This is a genomic window from Sorangium sp. So ce426 (assembly GCF_051475585.1).
Classification (GTDB): Bacteria; Myxococcota_A; Polyangia; order Polyangiales; family Polyangiaceae; genus Sorangium; species Sorangium cellulosum_B.
Window position 1 is genome coordinate 12,643,640 of record NZ_CP150341.1, and the last position, 15,653, is coordinate 12,659,292.

Annotated in this window: 14 protein-coding genes and 1 pseudogene; 8 read left to right on the forward strand and 7 right to left on the reverse strand. The window is 71.4% G+C overall.

The window, feature by feature from the left end; translation table 11 throughout:
• Positions 1 to 57: 57 nt before the first annotated feature.
• Positions 58 to 726 carry a hypothetical protein gene (locus WMF44_RS47500; protein WP_044967360.1) on the forward strand — a complete coding sequence of 223 codons (669 nt, stop codon included), beginning with the start codon at positions 58 to 60 and terminating at the stop codon, positions 724 to 726.
• Between the two features lie 18 nt (positions 727 to 744).
• Here WMF44_RS47500 and WMF44_RS47505 read toward each other — a convergent pair whose 3' ends face one another.
• The gene (locus WMF44_RS47505) at positions 745 to 1,590 is read right to left on the reverse strand and encodes a DUF4142 domain-containing protein (RefSeq protein WP_437296658.1); all 846 of its coding nucleotides are present in this window, start codon (positions 1,588 to 1,590) and stop codon (positions 745 to 747) included.
• Positions 1,591 to 2,083: 493 nt separating this feature from the next.
• Entirely contained in the window at positions 2,084 to 2,914 is an 831-nt protein-coding gene (locus WMF44_RS47510; protein ID WP_437296659.1) for a class I SAM-dependent methyltransferase, read from the reverse strand.
• 665 nt (positions 2,915 to 3,579) lie between these two features.
• On the opposite strand from WMF44_RS47510, the gene WMF44_RS47515 reads away from it, so the two are divergent.
• Positions 3,580 to 4,101 (forward strand): hypothetical protein, encoded by a 522-nt coding sequence (locus WMF44_RS47515; protein ID WP_437296660.1) that lies wholly within the window; start codon positions 3,580 to 3,582, stop codon positions 4,099 to 4,101.
• 108 nt (positions 4,102 to 4,209) lie between these two features.
• Here the strand turns inward: WMF44_RS47515 and WMF44_RS47520 are convergent.
• Positions 4,210 to 4,382, reverse strand: a pseudogene (locus WMF44_RS47520) (adenylosuccinate synthetase); the annotation flags it as partial.
• Between the two features lie 84 nt (positions 4,383 to 4,466).
• Here WMF44_RS47520 and WMF44_RS47525 point away from each other — a divergent pair.
• Positions 4,467 to 4,874, forward strand: a complete 408-nt coding sequence (locus WMF44_RS47525; protein WP_437296661.1) for a hypothetical protein — start codon at positions 4,467 to 4,469, stop codon at positions 4,872 to 4,874.
• 149 nt (positions 4,875 to 5,023) lie between these two features.
• On the opposite strand, the gene WMF44_RS47530 is transcribed toward WMF44_RS47525, so the two are convergent.
• Together WMF44_RS47530 and WMF44_RS47535 are read right to left on the reverse strand one after the other, a co-directional pair.
• A complete protein-coding gene (locus WMF44_RS47530) occupies positions 5,024 to 6,307 on the reverse strand; it encodes an adenylosuccinate synthase (protein WP_437296662.1) in 1,284 nt (427 codons plus the stop codon).
• A gap of 112 nt (positions 6,308 to 6,419) precedes the next feature.
• Complete coding sequence (locus WMF44_RS47535) at positions 6,420 to 7,847, reverse strand: ATP phosphoribosyltransferase regulatory subunit (protein WP_437296663.1); 1,428 nt, start codon at positions 7,845 to 7,847, stop codon at positions 6,420 to 6,422.
• A 285-nt stretch (positions 7,848 to 8,132) separates the two neighbouring features.
• Between WMF44_RS47535 and WMF44_RS47540 the strand changes: the two genes are divergently transcribed.
• A complete protein-coding gene (locus WMF44_RS47540) occupies positions 8,133 to 8,717 on the forward strand; it encodes an RNA polymerase sigma factor (protein WP_231864596.1) in 585 nt (194 codons plus the stop codon).
• An 89-nt stretch (positions 8,718 to 8,806) separates the two neighbouring features.
• On the opposite strand, the gene WMF44_RS47545 is transcribed toward WMF44_RS47540, so the two are convergent.
• Entirely contained in the window at positions 8,807 to 9,502 is a 696-nt protein-coding gene (locus tag WMF44_RS47545; RefSeq protein WP_437296664.1) for an HAD family hydrolase, read from the reverse strand.
• Positions 9,503 to 9,874: 372 nt separating this feature from the next.
• Here WMF44_RS47545 and WMF44_RS47550 point away from each other — a divergent pair, with 372 nt between their 5' ends.
• From WMF44_RS47550 to WMF44_RS47560, 3 genes are all read left to right on the forward strand, one after another.
• Complete coding sequence (locus WMF44_RS47550; RefSeq protein WP_437296665.1) at positions 9,875 to 10,126, forward strand: helix-turn-helix transcriptional regulator; 252 nt, start codon at positions 9,875 to 9,877, stop codon at positions 10,124 to 10,126.
• 328 nt (positions 10,127 to 10,454) lie between these two features.
• Complete coding sequence (locus WMF44_RS47555) at positions 10,455 to 11,045, forward strand: RNA polymerase sigma factor (protein WP_437296666.1); 591 nt, start codon at positions 10,455 to 10,457, stop codon at positions 11,043 to 11,045.
• On the forward strand, positions 11,042 to 12,061 hold the full coding sequence (locus WMF44_RS47560) for a hypothetical protein (RefSeq protein WP_437296667.1): 1,020 nt from the start codon (positions 11,042 to 11,044) through the stop codon (positions 12,059 to 12,061). The genes WMF44_RS47555 and WMF44_RS47560 overlap by 4 nt, the downstream gene beginning before the upstream one ends.
• 137 nt (positions 12,062 to 12,198) lie before the next feature.
• On the opposite strand, the gene WMF44_RS47565 is transcribed toward WMF44_RS47560, so the two are convergent.
• Positions 12,199 to 13,299 carry a hypothetical protein gene (locus tag WMF44_RS47565; protein WP_437296668.1) on the reverse strand — a complete coding sequence of 367 codons (1,101 nt, stop codon included), beginning with the start codon at positions 13,297 to 13,299 and terminating at the stop codon, positions 12,199 to 12,201.
• A 602-nt stretch (positions 13,300 to 13,901) separates the two neighbouring features.
• Between WMF44_RS47565 and WMF44_RS47570 the strand changes: the two genes are divergently transcribed.
• Positions 13,902 to 15,650, forward strand: coding sequence for an Ig-like domain-containing protein (locus tag WMF44_RS47570; RefSeq protein WP_437296669.1), 1,749 nt, complete (start codon positions 13,902 to 13,904; stop codon positions 15,648 to 15,650).
• The last annotated feature ends 3 nt before the right edge of the window (positions 15,651 to 15,653 follow it).

Genomic DNA, 15,653 nt, shown 5'->3' on the forward strand with positions numbered 1-15,653 from the left:
TCGCGGGTCGTGTTTCGCTGGACTCCGCAGCCTTGGAGCCTGAGGAGGATCGACATCATGGGCGAGGTGATTCGCAAGGATGCGCCAGCGGACGACATCATCGGTGACGTGCGCGCGACGCTCCACAGCGCTTCCGCGAAGGGCGGGCCCCTCCGGGAGCTCGCCGAGCAGCGGCTCGTGCCCGTGCTGACGCTCTTCGACGGGGTGGAGGCCCAGCGCAACGCCGCGCGCTCCGAGGCGGAGCCGCTGCTCGCCAAGGTCGAGGCCGAGTCCGCGCGCGCCGACGACGCGCTCGGCAAGGTCGCCGACGACGTCTGGAACGCCGTGGGCCGCCCCTCCGCGGATCCTGCGCTGTCGATCCTGTTCCCGGGCGGCGTGGCCTACTTCGCCGACGACGAGGACGGCGATCTCACGGGGCAGCCGGATCGGCTGGAGGTGCTCGCGCAGCTGCTCGGCTCGGGGATCCACCCGAAGCTCAGCCTGGACAAGGCGCAGGCCGCGGCGGCCGAGGTGAAGTCGGCGGCGGCGGCGGTGCGCTCGACGGTCGAGGCGACCCGGCTGCCGCTGGAGCGGCTGAGCGTGCTCGACCGCATCCGCGCCTCGGTGGCGAAGAGCGCGCACATCGAGCTGGTGCACCTGAAGCGTCTCTACAGGGCGGCTGGCTTCAGCGAGGCGGAGATCCACGCGGTCATCCCGGATCGCGGCCGGGCGCGGCGCCGCCTGTAGCGCGCCGCGCCCCTCGGCTCACGGGCGGGGGTACGGGCCGGGCGCGCCGAAGCCAGACGGCGCGCCGCGGCCGTAAACCCCGTAGTAGGGGGAGACGGCGGGCGAGTAGGGCCCGTTGGCGCCGAAGTAGACGGGCCCGTAGGAAGGCGCGCTGTTGGCGAAGCCGCCGCCGTAGCTGCCGTAATTGCCGTAGTTACCGTAGTTGCCGTAGTCGATGTAGCTGCCGTAGGTGCCGTAGTTGCCGAAATAGGGCACGCCAGGCGGATAGCCGCCCTCCGGAATGTACGGGCTGCCGATGAGCGCGAGGAGCGACGTGGCGAACGAGAGGTTCCGCTTCGTGGCGCTCAGGACCTCCGGGACGAGGTGAGAGAGCCCCGGGTGCAGCTCGGGCCCCACGATGGCCATCTGCTCCTGGAGATGGGCGAGGAACTCCCGGTGTCGATAGATCTGAACATTGACGAACGTCCAGTCGAAGCTGGGCCCCGCGAGCCCCGTGAGCTGCTGCTGGCTCGCCGCGCCCTGCTCGATCAGCGCCAGGCTGATCTCGTTGTCCACCGGCGCCATGCCCATCTGCGTGAGCGCGAGCGCGAGCTGCTCGCTCGCGGCGGTGTGATGATCGAACAGCGTCTGGGCGAGCTCGAAGACGTGCGCGTCCGACGCCTTGGCGCGGGCCATCTGCGCGTCGCTGAGCTCGGTCGCGTTGAAGGCGGCGAGCACCGCGGCGAGCTGCGGCATGGTGAGCGAGAAGGCCTGTGAGGTGGACTCGACCGCCTCCTCCGAGCTGTCCTCGTCCGCCGCCACCAGAACACCGTCTCCCGCCGCGACGGAGCAAGCGCTGGTCCCCGCGAGCGCGAGGGCTGCCATCCATGCAAAACGAAGAGAGTCGACTCGAATGTTCATAATTCCCCCATGTCATTGACGGAAGCGGGGCCGGCGCTGGAGCGCTCGGCGGTGATGCCTGGCCCGCCCCGTCACGTATCTTGAACTGTTGTTGGGAGACGCAAGCCGCGAGAACATCAAATAGGCAATTCTCACCAGCGCGCAGGATCGGCTGAATCGTCCGTGCCGCGCGACGGACCGGCGCAGAGGTGCCACCTCTCGACGTCGATGAACGGACGCGGGCGCCCGCCCGGGCGGAGGCGCTGGAATCCCTGCGTGAGGGCGGGCGGGGGCCGGGAGCGGCGCTGTCGGAGGATCAGCGTGATGCCATGTCCTGGCTCGACGGAGAGCGCAGGACGGAGTTTGCCGCTTTGCTGGAGGACGGGCCCGGAGTCGGGCTCTTGGTCGCCGTCACCTGGCACGTCACCTGGCACCGTCACCTGGCACGTCACCTGGCCGCCCGGGCGGGAGAAGGACGTCAGTCGGAGATCCTGGCCGGTTTGCGGGCCAGGACGCCGACGGTGCCATAGTAGACACCCCAGGCCGACGGATCGGCCGCGAACCGGGCGTAGCCGGCGAGATCTTCCGCGCTGACCCGCCCTGTCGCGAGGTACCTGTGCTGGAGCTGGGTGGCTGAGAGGCTCATGATCTCGGACAGCGGGTGACCGCCAGGGCACAGCGGCACCTCGTTCTCGACGGCCTCGATGGCGAGCCCTCGCGACGTCAGGATCGCGGGGAGGCGCAGGCCGAGGCCGGGGTCCTTGCCGTCGGCCTCGAACATCGCGAGGATCGACCGATTGACCCGATCGAAGGCCTCGATATCCGGACCGGAGGCGCCCCTCGCCGCGGTGAAGTCCGGCTCCTCGAGCACCAGGTGGCCGCCCGGCTTGAGCGCTGCGAGCATGGCGTCGAGGAGATCCTGGAAATCCGCGTTGTGGACGAGCACGTAGCGGGCGTGGACCAGATCGAAGCGCGCCGCGTGGAAATTGAGCTGGCGGATGTCGCCCTCGATGATCCGGACGCCCGGCGGCGGAGAAGCGTCCATGAACCCGACATCGAGGTCGACCGCGACCACCTCGCCCTCGAGGCCCACGCGCTCTGCCATCCAGCAGGCGATCGACCCGGCGCCGGCTCCTACCTCGAGGCAGCTCCAGCCGGGCCCCATCCCGGACGCCTTGAGAAGGCGCCGGCTGCCGGGGTCGAAGAAGCCCTCGATCCGCCGCAGGCGCTCCAGCTCTCGCGCACGCTCCGAACCCGCAAACACGTAGCTGTCCTCGGCCATAGGAATGGACAGAATAGTCGATCCCATGGAGGAAAAGCGAACTTCTCCCTGCTGACTTCGCCCGACCTTCTTCCAGCGGCATCGATCTGTCGAGCGGCGCACAGCGGGTGGGCTGTTCGGCCCGGGCTGTAAAGCGCGCTTGTCCCGACGTTATGTCCAGACGCCTTCAATGGAGCGCGCCGTCACCGCCGCGCGTCTACGCGAGCAGCCTTGGGCGGAGCCACAAGAGGCCTGGCGCGGCGGGCGCGAGGGCCGCGAGCCCGAGGACCGCGGCGCGCAGGAGGCGCCCCTTCCCGCGCGGCGTCTGATGAGCACGCCGCCGCCCTGCCGCCGGAGCTGGGCCAGCGCGGCCCGGGCGCGGTGACGTGTGGCGCGTGTGGCGCGTGTGGCGCGTGTGGCGCGTGTGGATCGATTCGCTCGCTCCGTGGCCGGCTGAGCGCCTGTCGTCGAGCGCGCGCCGGCCGGCGTCAGGCGTTGTTCGTGTCCCGAGGGGTTAACGGCTCTCGATCGGGCGCGGCCCGATGCACCGTTCCGGCGTCGTCTCGATCCCGAGGGCCGGATCCGGCCCCAGCATGTCGAGCGCGGGACGCTACGCCGCCAGGCTCCGGAGGCGGCCTTCGCGCGCACGGGCGCGTCCGCATCGCCGGCGGCTCGGCACGAGCCGCGAACGCAAACGACCTGGGAGACACATCATGCGAAGCATGTTTCTGGTAGTCCTGACCGCGTTGCCGCTCATGGCCTGTGGGGGCAATCAAGGCGGAGAGGCGGCCTCGCCGGCGCCCGCGCCGGCGGGTGGAGAGACCCCCGGCGCGCCTGGAACCCCAGGAGCGCCCGAGAGCGGAACGCCCGGCGCGGATACGGTGCCTGGAGAGATGGGAGAGCCGGGCGCCCAGGGCGGGCAGGGCACCCAGGGAGGCACGCAGGAGTGGGGCAGCGGCACCCACCGCAGACCGGGCACGGGCGGCACGAGCGGCGGCACGCCGAGCGGCGCGCCGGGCACGGGCGGCACGACGGGCGGCACGCCGAGCACCGGCGGCGCGCCGGGCACGGGCGGCACGCCGGGCAGCGGCACCGGCGGCACGCCGGGGGGAGGGGCTTACGCGCCGGGCGGCGGAACCGGCACGCCGGGCGGGACCACCGCGCCGGGCGGCGGCAGCGGCCAGCGGGGCGGCGCGCCCGGCGGCGGTAGCAAGAGCGGCGGCTCCGGCCAGTAATCTTCAAGCTGCACGTCTGGACAACCGTCCCGCTGGACGAGACGGCGGCTCATCGCCCGCTGCGGTGAGCCGAGGTCCCGCCGCTCACGCGAACGCGTTGCGCCGCACGTAGGCGACGCAGACCTCGAGCTCGGCATGCCGGTCAGCACGTCGAGCTCGGTGAGCGCGATCAAGTCGAGGCCGTTCACCCGCGCCGCGCAGCGCAGCGCCGGCAGGTCCAGCCACCCGGTCCGCCGCGGCCGGCCCGTCACCGAGCCGTACTCGCCGAATGTTGCACGGAGGTGTGCGACGCGCGCATCTTGGTCCGGTCACCAGTGGCATTTGCTTTGGTCAATGCCTGGTGCAATGAGCGGTGCGAACGAGAGATGGACAAGTCGATCGACGAGATTCTTGCTGAATTTTCCAGTGGGTATGGTCCAGAGGAGGTCTGGATCCTCTCGCTGAGCGACGCCGAGGTTGTCGAGCGACTGCGGGCCATCGGGAATCATCCGTGCGTCGCCTTGGCCGAATACCTCGAATCGTTGTTCGTTCGGGTCCAAGTTGATCCAGCGTCGATCAAGCGCGAGCTGGAGGAGTCCGCGGGGTCCGTATCTGGTGCCTTTACGAGCTGGCTAGATCCCAAGGAGAGAACTGCCGACGGCCGAGTTGCATGGGTCGCCTATCACCTGGCCAATGGACGGGCCATCGCCCGAAGCTTGATCCTGAATTGGGTCAAGCAGGAGCCCTGCTTGTCGAGCGTGGCCCCCTCCTCCACCCCCTCCGATCCGGAATGATCTACCGCGGGCTGTGACTGCGTTACGCCGTCATCGACGGACGAGCGCCAGCCGCGTGTCCGCGGGCGCCTACACCCGCCCGCGCCGCCGGTAGCGACCGACTCCCCGGCGGGGCGCCCGCGCAGCGGCGCGCCCCTGGTCCCGCCCCCTCAGGCGAACGCGTTGCGCCGGACGATGGTCGCCTCGCGGTCCGCGCCGACCGAGACGACGTCGACCGGCACGCCGGTCTCCTTCTCGACCATCTCGACGTAGTGCCGCGCCGCCGCCGGCAGCTCGGTCATCGACCGCGCGCTGTCGATCGGCTCGCTCCACTCGGCCACCGTCTCGAGCACCGGCTTGGCCGTCGCGATGTCGTCGATCGGGAACTCGCGCGTGCGCCCCGACGGCGTGTCGTAGGCGACGCAGACCTTGAGCTCCGGCATGCCGGTCAGCACGTCGAGCTTGGTGAGCGCGATCCCGTCGAGGCCGTTCACCCGCGCCGCGTAGCGCAGCGCCGGCAGGTCCAGCCACCCGGTCCGGCGCGGCCGGCCCGTCACCGAGCCGTACTCGCCGCCGACCGACCTGAGCCGCTCGCCGAGCGGGCCGTCGAGCTCGGTCGGGAACGGCCCCTCGCCCACGCGCGTGCAGTACGCCTTCGCCAGGCCGAGCACGCGGCGGATGCGCGTCGGGCCGACCCCGGCGCCGACGCACGCGCCCCCCGCGATCGCCGACGACGACGTCACGAACGGGAACGTGCCATGGTCGATGTCGAGCAGCGTCCCCTGCGCCCCCTCGAGGAGCACGCGCTCGCCGCGGCGGAGCGCGCCGTCGATGAGCTGCGACGTGTCGGCGAGCAGCGGCGTGATGCGCTTCGCCAGCGGCGTGAGCTCGTCGAGGATCGCGTCGAGCGACGGCGGCTCGCCGCCCAGGGCGCGCAGCGTCGGCGTCCACGCCTCGAGCGAGCGCGACACGAGCTGCGCGAGCCGCTTCATGTCGCGCAGATCGCCGAGCCGCGCCCCGCGCCGCGACGCCTTGTCCTCGTAGCAGGGGCCGATGCCGCGCTTGGTCGTCCCGAGCCGCACGCCGTCCGCCGCCGCCGCCTCGCGGAGCGAGTCGACGAGCGGGTGGAACGGCAAGATCAGGTGCGCGCGATCGGACACGAACAGCCGCCCCTGCGTCGAGCAGCCCCGCGCCTCCACCGCGTCGATCTCGGAGACGAGCACCCCGGGATCGACCACCATGCCCTGCGCCATCACGCAGCGGGCGTTCGAGCGGAGGATGCCGCTCGGGATGAGCCGAACGATGAGCTTCTCCCCGCCCACCACCAGCGTGTGGCCGGCGTTGGGCCCGCCGGCGTAGCGCACCACGAGGTCGGCGCTCTCCGTATAAAGGTCGACGACCTTGCCCTTGCCCTCGTCGCCCCACTGTGCGCCGACGATCACGATCGCGGTCATTCCGAAGCTCCTCTTGGATCACGTGGCCCGGCCTCGGCCCGCTCGTCACTCCGAGCGGCTCCGTCCGGGTCCAGGTTCGCCTTTACCCCAGGCTCGCTTGCCGAGCGAGCGTCTACTTGCCGCCCGGACGTCCTGCCCCCGTCTTCAGCACGATCGCCTGGGCCGCCGCGGCGTCGTCGAGGGCCGCCGGAACCGCGCTCGCGCTCGTCGCGGCCTCGCCGCCGCCGGATGTCGCCTCGACCACAAGCGCCCCGTCGCGCTCCCGCACCAGGTGAGAGAACCGCCAGGACAGCGCGTACCCTTCAGGATCCTGGTCCGGCGCGTGCGCCACGGCCGGGACTCCCAGCCCCCGCAGCGCCGCCGCGAGCGACGCGGCGCGCTCCGGCCGCGCTGCGACGAGCACCCGCAGCGCCGGCTCGTCCGCCGCGCCCGCGACGTCGCGCGCCCAGGCCATCGCGTCGAGGTTCAGCCCGAAGCCGACGGCCGGCATCGGCAGGCCGAAGCGGGAGAGCAGCATGTCGTAGCGCCCGCCCGCCGCGATCGCCTCCCCGGGGCCATCGGCCAGTACGTGGAAAATTACACCCGTATAGTACGCCAGACCGCGGAGCTCGCCGAGGTCGACCCGGAGCGCCGGGCCGAGCTCGGGGCTCGCCCTCGCCGCGTCCCACAGCGCGCGGAGCTCGGCGAGCGGCGCCTCGGCGGGCGTGCCGGTGAGCAGGCGCGTGGCGCGGTCGAAGACAGCGGCGCCGTCCGGGTCGGCCGCGCCGCCGCCCGCGAGATCCGGCAGCGCGGCGATGGCCGCGACGATGCGGCGCGGGACGTCGGCGGCCTTCGGGCTCGCGAGCACGGCGGCGAGGCGGGAGGCGTCCTTCAGCTCGAGCACCTCCGAGAGCTCGGCCGCGAGCCCCGCCGGGACGGCGTCGAGCAGCGCGCGCGCGATCATCGCGTGGCCGAGGTCCACGACGAAGTGCTCCAGGCCGGCCTCCCGCACCGCGGAGGCGGCGAGGCGGAGGATCTCGAGCTCACCGGCGAGCGTGCCGACGCCGTAGAGCTCGACGCCGGCCTGCGGGATCTGCCGGTGGCGCCGCGCCCGCCCCTGGCGGCGGCGCAGGACCGTGCCCTCGTAGCAGAGGCGGATGGGGCGGGGCGCGTCCGCGAGCCGCGTGGCCACGAGCCGCGCGATCTGCGGGGTCATGTCCGGGCGGAGCGCCGCCACCTCGCCCGACTCGGGCTCGATGAAGCGCAGCACGTCCGCGGCGTCGAGCGTGCCGAGCCCGCGCTCGAGCACCTCGGCGAACTCGAACGCGGGCAGCGAGACCGGCTGGTAGCCGCAGAGCACGAAGTGATCGAGCACGCGCCTGGCGAGCGCGCGCCGGCGCCGCGCCTCCTCGGGGAGGAGATCGCGCATCCCGGCGGGCAGCGGGTGGGCCAGCGCACGCGGCGGGGTGGAGGCGGACGGCGCTGGCCGGTCCACCTCGGGCGTCGGAACGTGGCTGTTTCCCCCTCGGGGGGCTTCCCATCGCGGAGCGTCGCTGGACATCGTGGCCCCGCTTATACCGGCTGAGCACGCGGTGCGCACGCGGCGCGCACGTCCGTTGAGCTTGCCGTGGCAAGGCCTTTGCTGGTCGGTGCGCACCACCGGGCCCGTGGGCCGGAAGCGCACGCGGCGCCCTCGACGGAGAGATGGCTCATGGCTCTGACCGCCGTTCCGACCGATGTACCGAGCGCCAGCACGAGGCCTGAGACTCCTCTGGCGCCCTGCGGTCTCACCCCGCCCGGCGTGGTCGGGTCGCGCCCTTCGCCCCGCGCCCCGAGCGCGGGCCCGTTGGCCGAGGTCATCTGCCGGGCGAAGGACGGCGATCGGGAGTCGCTCGACGAGCTCACGCGGCTCATCCGCCCGCACGTGGAGCGGCAGCTCGCGCGCTACCCCGTGTCCGACGAGGATCGGCTCGACCTCGTGCAGTCGACGCTGCTGCAGGTGGTGCGGACGATCCGCTCGTTCCGCGGCGACTCGAGCTTCACGACGTGGCTCTTCCGCGTGACGGCGAACGAGGCGCTCATGCTGATGCGGTCGCAGCGGCGGCAGCGCGCGCGCATCGTCGAGGGGCTCGACTTCGAGGAGCTCGGCCTCTTGCCGACGATGCGCAGCACGATCGGCGAGGACGACGCCGCGTCCGCGGCGGAGCGGGAAGCGTACGTCCGAGAGGCGCTCTGCGAGCTGCCGGACGACTACCGCGACGTGGTGCTCGCGCACTACCACGAGGACCTCGGCCTCCAGGAGATCGCGCAGAAGCTCGCCGTGAGCGAGAGCGCTGTCCGCTCGCGGCTCCACCGGGCGCGCGTGCGCCTGCGCGCGATCCTCAACGCGACGGCGTTCGGGCGCGAGATCGCCGAGGGCGTCGCGGCCTGAGGGGCGCGCGGGCGGCGACGTCCCGCGCGTGCGGGGAGGGAGGCTGGCCGCGCGCGCAAATCCGACGCGCACCACCCGGGGGTGTGCAGCTAACGAACGGTGGAGAGCCTGACCGTCGCGTCGCGCCAGCGGCGGAGGACGTCCCAGAGCTCTCCCAGGGTACGGAGGAGCACGTCGGGGCGGGCGTCGAGGAGCTCGTCTTGCGATGCGAAGCCGCCGAGGACGGCGATCGATCGCGCGCCCGCGCGGCGAGCGCACTCGATGTCCTGGGGGCCGTCGCCGACCATCACCATCTTGTGCGGCTGGACGCCGAGGCGCGCCGCGAGGTGGAGCAGCGGCGCCGCGTCCGGCTTCTTGGCGGCGACGTCGCCGCCCGCGACCACCGCGCGGAAGCGCGCGCCGACCCCGAGCGCGGCGAGCACCGCGTCGGTGGTCGAGCGCGGCTTGTTCGTGCAGACGCAGAGCGCGAGATCGCCGAGGTCCGAGAGCCTCTCGAGCATCTCCTGCGCGCCGGGCATCCAGCGGGTGAAGTCGAGCGGGTGCCGCGCGTAGTAGTCGAGGAAGTGGCGGAGGACGTCCTCGACGCTCTCGGATGTCTCGGGGAGCCTGGCGGCGCGCGCACACAGCGCGCGCGCGCCGTCGCCCACGTACCGGACGATCACCTGCCCGGGCAGCGGAGCACGGCCCGTCGCCACGAGCGCATGGTTCACCGCCGCCACGATGTCGCCCCGACTGTCGATCAACGTACCGTCCAGGTCGAACACGACCACCGTGGGAGTGAGCATCGCCAGAGAGCCTACGCTGGTGCCCTCGCTGACGGAAGGTACGGCGAGCACCCAGATGTCATAAAAACCGGACTCGGTGTCCATTAATTAAGACTCTATGATTGAAATAGTTGACATTGGTTCGCCGGTCAGTTACCTGGTTCGAGGTTTCCGCGATCCCTCCAGGGATCGCGGACACCTCGAACCAGCGCGGCCGCGGAGCGGGCGCCGGGGCGCGAGCGGGGCGAAACCGCGAGGAAACAGAGCCGGGGCCGCGCGCGTGAAGCGGCGCAGACGTCCGGCCATCTGCGGCCGGATGTGTGGAAGGCGGAGCTCGCCGCCTGCGGATGGGGAAGGACGCGCTGGCTCGGAGGGCGAGGTGACGTTCAAGGAATGGAGCGCGGCGTGGGCAAGGGGCAACCTCGGATCACGAACGTCATCCGCACGCTGAGGTTTCAGGCGGGCGAGATGACCCAGGCGGAGCTGGCCGAGAAGGTCGGCGTCACCCGTCAAACCATCGTCGCCGTCGAGCAGGGCCGCTACTCGCCCTCCCTCGAGGTCGCCTTCCGCATCGCGGCGGCCTTCGGCGTGCCGCTCGAGCACGTCTTTCAGTGGAAAGGTGACGCGTCGGGCGAGCGGGGTTGAGAACAACGGTGCTTGCCCGTGTCGAACAAGGGCACAGGAAAGGAAGCGTCGTCGTGACCGCGAGTGCCGGCGACGACGAAGGCGCTGCGCGCGCGGTCGTGCTCCAACGTGAGGCGACGCGGATGCAGTACGGGGAGCCCACGCTTAGCGCGCTTGTGCGCGTCGACGTGCAATAAGGACCGCAATTTCCGCTGGTGCGGCGTTCATGCTGGTTCGAACGCCCGGCGCAGCTCATCCACGAAGCGCCCGCGGTCACCGGGTGCTGCTGCTCCGTGCTGGCCTGTCGATTTTGTGATCGAGTTGTCTCGATCCGGAGATTGCACAAGGCGTGAGCCGTGGTGAAGCGCTGACCCTGATGCAGCTCCCCGCCGCAGCGCCGCCCGACAGCCGGGCGGCGGCCGGGCGCCTCACCGGGCTCGTGATGGAGCATTCGGCGTTCGTCTGGCGCTCGCTGGTGCGGCTCGGCGTGCCGCGCGCCGACGCGGAGGACGCGGCGCAGCAGGTGTTCCTCGTGGCGGCCCGGCGGCTCGGCGACATCGAATCGGGCCGGGAGGCCGCGTTCCTGTTCAGCACGGCGCTGCGGATCGCCTCGCGCGCGCGGAGAACCCAGCAGCGGCGCCGGGAGGTGCTGGAGGAAGCGCCCAGCGAGCGCGTCGACCCGGCGCCGGACCCCGAGGAGATGATGGATCGCGCTCGCGCCCGCGCGGCGCTCGATGCCATCCTCGACACGATGCCCCTCGAGCAGCGCGCTGTCTTCGTGCTGTTCGAGCTGGAGCAGATGACGACGGCGAACATCGCGGCGCTGCTCGATCTTCCGGCAGGCACCGTCGCGTCTCGCCTCCGCCGGGCGCGCGAGCACTTCCAGGCCGCCGTGAGGCGGATAGAGGCGCGGGCCCATTTCCGAGGTGAATCGCCATGACCGATCCCGAGCGCCTTCTGGACCAGAAGGGGAGTGCTCTGCGAACGACGCTCCTCCGCGCGGCGCTCGACGAGAGTCCGCCGAGCGGCTTGACCCGGCGAATGCTCGTCGCGGTCGGCGTCGGCGCGGCCGTGGCGGGGACCGGGAGCGCGGCCGCGGCGGGGACCGGGGGCGCGGCCGTGGCGGGGACCGGGGGCGCGGGCGCGGCAGGGGGCGCGGGCGCGGCAGGGGGTGCGGCCGCGGCGGGGGGCGCGGCCGTGGCAGGGGGCGCGGCCGTGGCAGGGGGCGCGGCCGTGGCAGGGGGCGCGGTCGCGGCAGGGGGCGCGGTCGCGGGGGTGGGGGGCGCGGCCGCGACGGGGGGCGCGGCTGCGGCGGGGGCGAGCGCCGCGCTGAAGGTGGCGGGCGTGGCGGGCGGGAGCGGCATCTTGAGCGCGCTCGGGATCGGCGCGGTCGCAGGGGTCCTCACGCTCGGGGTCGCCGAATGGACGCACGTCGACGCGCCGACGCCCGCGGGGCGCGCTCAGGAGGCGGCCAGCGCGCCGACTGCGCTCGCCGCGCCGCGCGCACCCGTCGCGGCCGAGGCGGAGCTGCACGAGCGCGTCCCGGAGGAGCGAACGGACGAGGCTCCGCCCATGGCCGCGCCCGCCGCCACGGCTCCTGTCGCCACGGCGGCGAGCAGCCCGCGCGCACGCGAGAGGAACGCGCCGACGCTGGCCGCCGAGCTGGCGCTGCTCGACACCGCGCGGCGCGCGCTGCGACGCGGTGATCCGGCGGCCGCCCTCGCGCTCCTGGCTCGCCACGCGCGCGAGTTCCCGAGCGCCCAGCTCTCCGACGAGGCCGCCGCGATCCGCGTCGAGGCGCTGGCGCGCAAGGGGGATCGCGCGGGCGCACACGCGGCGGCGCGGCGCTTCCTCGAGGCACACCCGGGCAGCCCTCACGCCGATCGCGTCGAGTCGGCCGCCGGGCTCGACGCGCGCAAAGGAGCCGTGCAGCGGAGGAGCGGACCCGCAGACTGATATGAAAAGAGGCATCGTCATGGCGTGGCGGGAGACCGCGCCCACGCGCTGCCGTTCCTCCGCGCGCTCGCTGCCCGTCGCCCGGAGCGCCCATCCGGCGGTGGAGGGTCAGGGGGCACCCGACCTTGGTTGGTGCCCTACCGCGGGTTCACGATCGAAATCTGGAACCATTCGCCCACCTTGCCGGAATACTGGGATACGCCTCCGACGACACCGGGCCCGCACAGGTTTCCTTCGGCGCCGTTCGTATCCCGCGGTCCCATGACGTTCCACACCGAGGAGCTGCAGTCCGCCGCGGTCTCGGTCAGATGGAAGTGCGCCAGGCCGCTGCCCGCGCTCCAGTACAAGAAGTTGTATTGCGGGTAGCAAGAGGCCCCGTAGCAGTCGACGCAGCCAGCTGACCACTGCATGATGTCCTCCTCCCCGTCCACGACCGCTTCCTTTGTCGTGAAATAATAGGTCATCTCGCTGATCTGCTCCTGGCTGAAGCCCACGCTCGCGAGGCTCCACCGCGACGTCCCGCAATCCGCGCATTCTCTGCATTCCAGCACGATGTCGTCCGCGTCTGTCGCATCCGCGAGCACGACAGCAGGCCACATGGCGGGGATGTCATCGCCGAGCGTGTCGGTGAACTGTGCCGCGATGCTCGGCGGCGCGCAGAGGGGCAGCCCCTGACACTCCGGATCGGCGCAATCCGCGAGCCCGTCCTCGTCGTCATCGTAGCCGTTGCCGCAGGCCGCGTCGGTGTCCTCGCGCGGCGCCGCCGTGTCGTCGACGCCGATGACGATGTCGAGGCTCCCCTGACCGACGGAGACGACATCGCCGTCGGCGCGGAACTGGAACACGACCGTCGATGTCGTGCCTTCGTTGATGAAGACCTGCAGCGGATTCGGCGACGTCAGGACCGCCTGAACGGGCTGGTAACCGACGCCGGTCCACCGCTCGAGGACCCAGGAGGGCTCGAGGTACACGTCATAGTGGCCGACCGGAAGCACCTCCGTGATCACCGGCGCCTCGATCGAGCCGTCGACGAGCCGGTTCGTCGGACCGTGGATATTGAACCACGCGTTCGACAGGCGGTACGTCGCGCCCGTGACGCTGGTCCCGACGAGGGCGAGGCTGATCGAGCCGACCTCGGACGCCTGCCCGACGCCGTCCGGCGTCTCCGCTCCACAACCCACCTGCATCGCAAGTGCCGCGAGGACGGAACATACGAAGAACTGGCGCAAATATCTCATGATGACTTCCTATCAAAGACGCTCGCGCAGGAGAAGCGAGATCGCCACCGTACAGCCGCGCTGCACGCGCTGGTGGATAGGTACCGCTTCACCTTGCCGGCGGCGTGCTCATGGGCGCAGGGCTACGACAGCGCGGCGTTGTGGTACGTGAGGCAGCCGGAAGTCCAGCACCTGGCCAGCCTATGTGAGCGTTCACATTTGCAGCGTCCATCGAAAACCGGCGATCCTAGAGTCGGAGCAGGGCGCCGCGGCGCCCGCGTGAGCTCTCGTGCGACCTCGTCAGCTCTCGTCCGTTCTGGTGGACCTGGGCGGTAGAACCTGCTCGGCCTCGACCACGAAGGGGCCGCCTTCGCGCCTCGGCCTGCGGGGTCGAGCCGCCGGATCGCCTCACAACGAGCGCGGCCGATCGCGCTTGACATTCCATATGTGAACGTTCACAATTCTCCACATCTTAACCGATTCATTTGCGGGGGCGCATCGCGTATCGCGTATCGCGCGTTCGTGTACCCGTGTGTCCGCGCGATCGCGGCGGGTGCTGTCGGCCCCGAGTTCCGGCGGGGTGGCCACCCGTCATGACCCACGCGCCAGAGGAGAGGTCAGGGATGCATTCGAAGAGGATGGGACTACGTTGGTTCGGCTTTTCTTCGTTCGCCGCCCTGCTCGCGGCGTGTTCCGGCGGGGACCTCAACTCACCGGAAGGAAATGACGGCGGTGGCTCCGGCGACACCACCTCCATGGTGGCAGGCAGCGGCGGCGCAGCCCCGACGCCGGCGGCGGGAGCCACGAGCAGCGGGGCCACGAGCAGCAGCGCCGCGAGCAGCAGCGCCACGAGCAGCGGGGCCACGAGCAGCAGCGCCACGAGCGGAGCCGGTGGAGGCGCCACGACCGGAAGCGGCGGCGCGGGCGGAATCGACCCGGACACGATCACCGCGCCGGAGGGCAAGATCCCGAACATGCCCATGCCGGCGAACAAGATCAACTTGCCGCGCAACAGCTGGCGAGACGGCCTGGTGTCGCCGACGCTCGAGGCGGGCCATCACCAGAACCAGCCGATCGTCATCAACGGCTACGTTCAGGGCGCCGGCAACGCCGAGATCGTCTTCTACGACATCGCCGATCCGACCAACCCGAAGATGCTCTCGCGCATCCAGAGCCCTGGCTTCGATCCCAGGGGAGGGCCCAAGGGCGTCGGCGAGGCGGAGTCGCACCAGACCTCGCTCGGTCGCTATGGCGACAAGTTCTACCAGGTCACCACCTCGGGCACCGGCGTCGACATCTGGGACGTCACCGACGCCCGCGCGCCTCGTCACGTGAGGCTCGTCAAGCTCGACGGCATCAACTACGGGGACTTCACCGACGCCGTCTGGGGCATGTACTGGCAGGGCAGCGTCATCTACGTCGGCGGCACCAACACGGGCCTGCACATCCTGGACGCCGCGGATCCCGAGGACGTGAAGTTCGTCAAGAAGATCCCGATCTCGCAGTTCGGCGGCGTGAGCGCCGGTCCGCTGTGGGCCGTGGGCAATACGCTGGTCATCACGACGCCCAAGGACAACGGCGGCATCGCGACGATGGACATCAGCGATCCGATGAACCCGGTCGCGCTCGACTTCATCACCCCGAGCAAGAGCTACATCTGCGGTCTGTACGGCAAGCACGTCTACGTGCAGTCGCCGCTGCGCGTGTGGGACGTGCTGACCGACCCCACCGACATCGGCTCGGCCAATTCACCCATCGCCACGCTGCCCGACTCGGCGTTCAGGGCCATGGGCTACCCCGCCGGGTCCGAGTACATGAGCTTCTCCGACGGCACCCTGTTCCTCGGTCACCTGCGGCCGGACGCCGGCGTCTCCAAGATCGACGTGCGCGACATCCACAAGATGTCGATCAAGAGCCGGGTCTGGGGGCGGCTCGAGTTCACGAACGGCGACGACCAGTTCTCGATCCCGGTCGGCAGCCTGCTGGTGCTGGCCGACGACGAGCTGCCCTACCGCGGCATGGTCATCGCCGCGCACTCGACCGAGCCGGACACCACGCCCCCGGCGGTCGACACGGTGCTGCCGAAGAACGGGGCGACGGGGCTGTCCAGGAGGTCGCGCATCGGCCTCAGCCTCACCGACAACGTCGAGATCGCCACGGTTCACCACGGCAGCTTCATCGTAAGGCCGATGGGCGGGCAGCCGGTGAAGGGCTCGTTCGGCCTGTACATGGGCATCGTGAGCTTCGACCCCGACGAGGACCTGATGCCGAACACGACCTACGAGATCGTGCTGCCGAAGGACGGCATGAAGGATCTCGTCGGCAACGGCATCGCGGCCGAGTTCAAGTCGACGTTCACGACCGGTCCCTGAGCC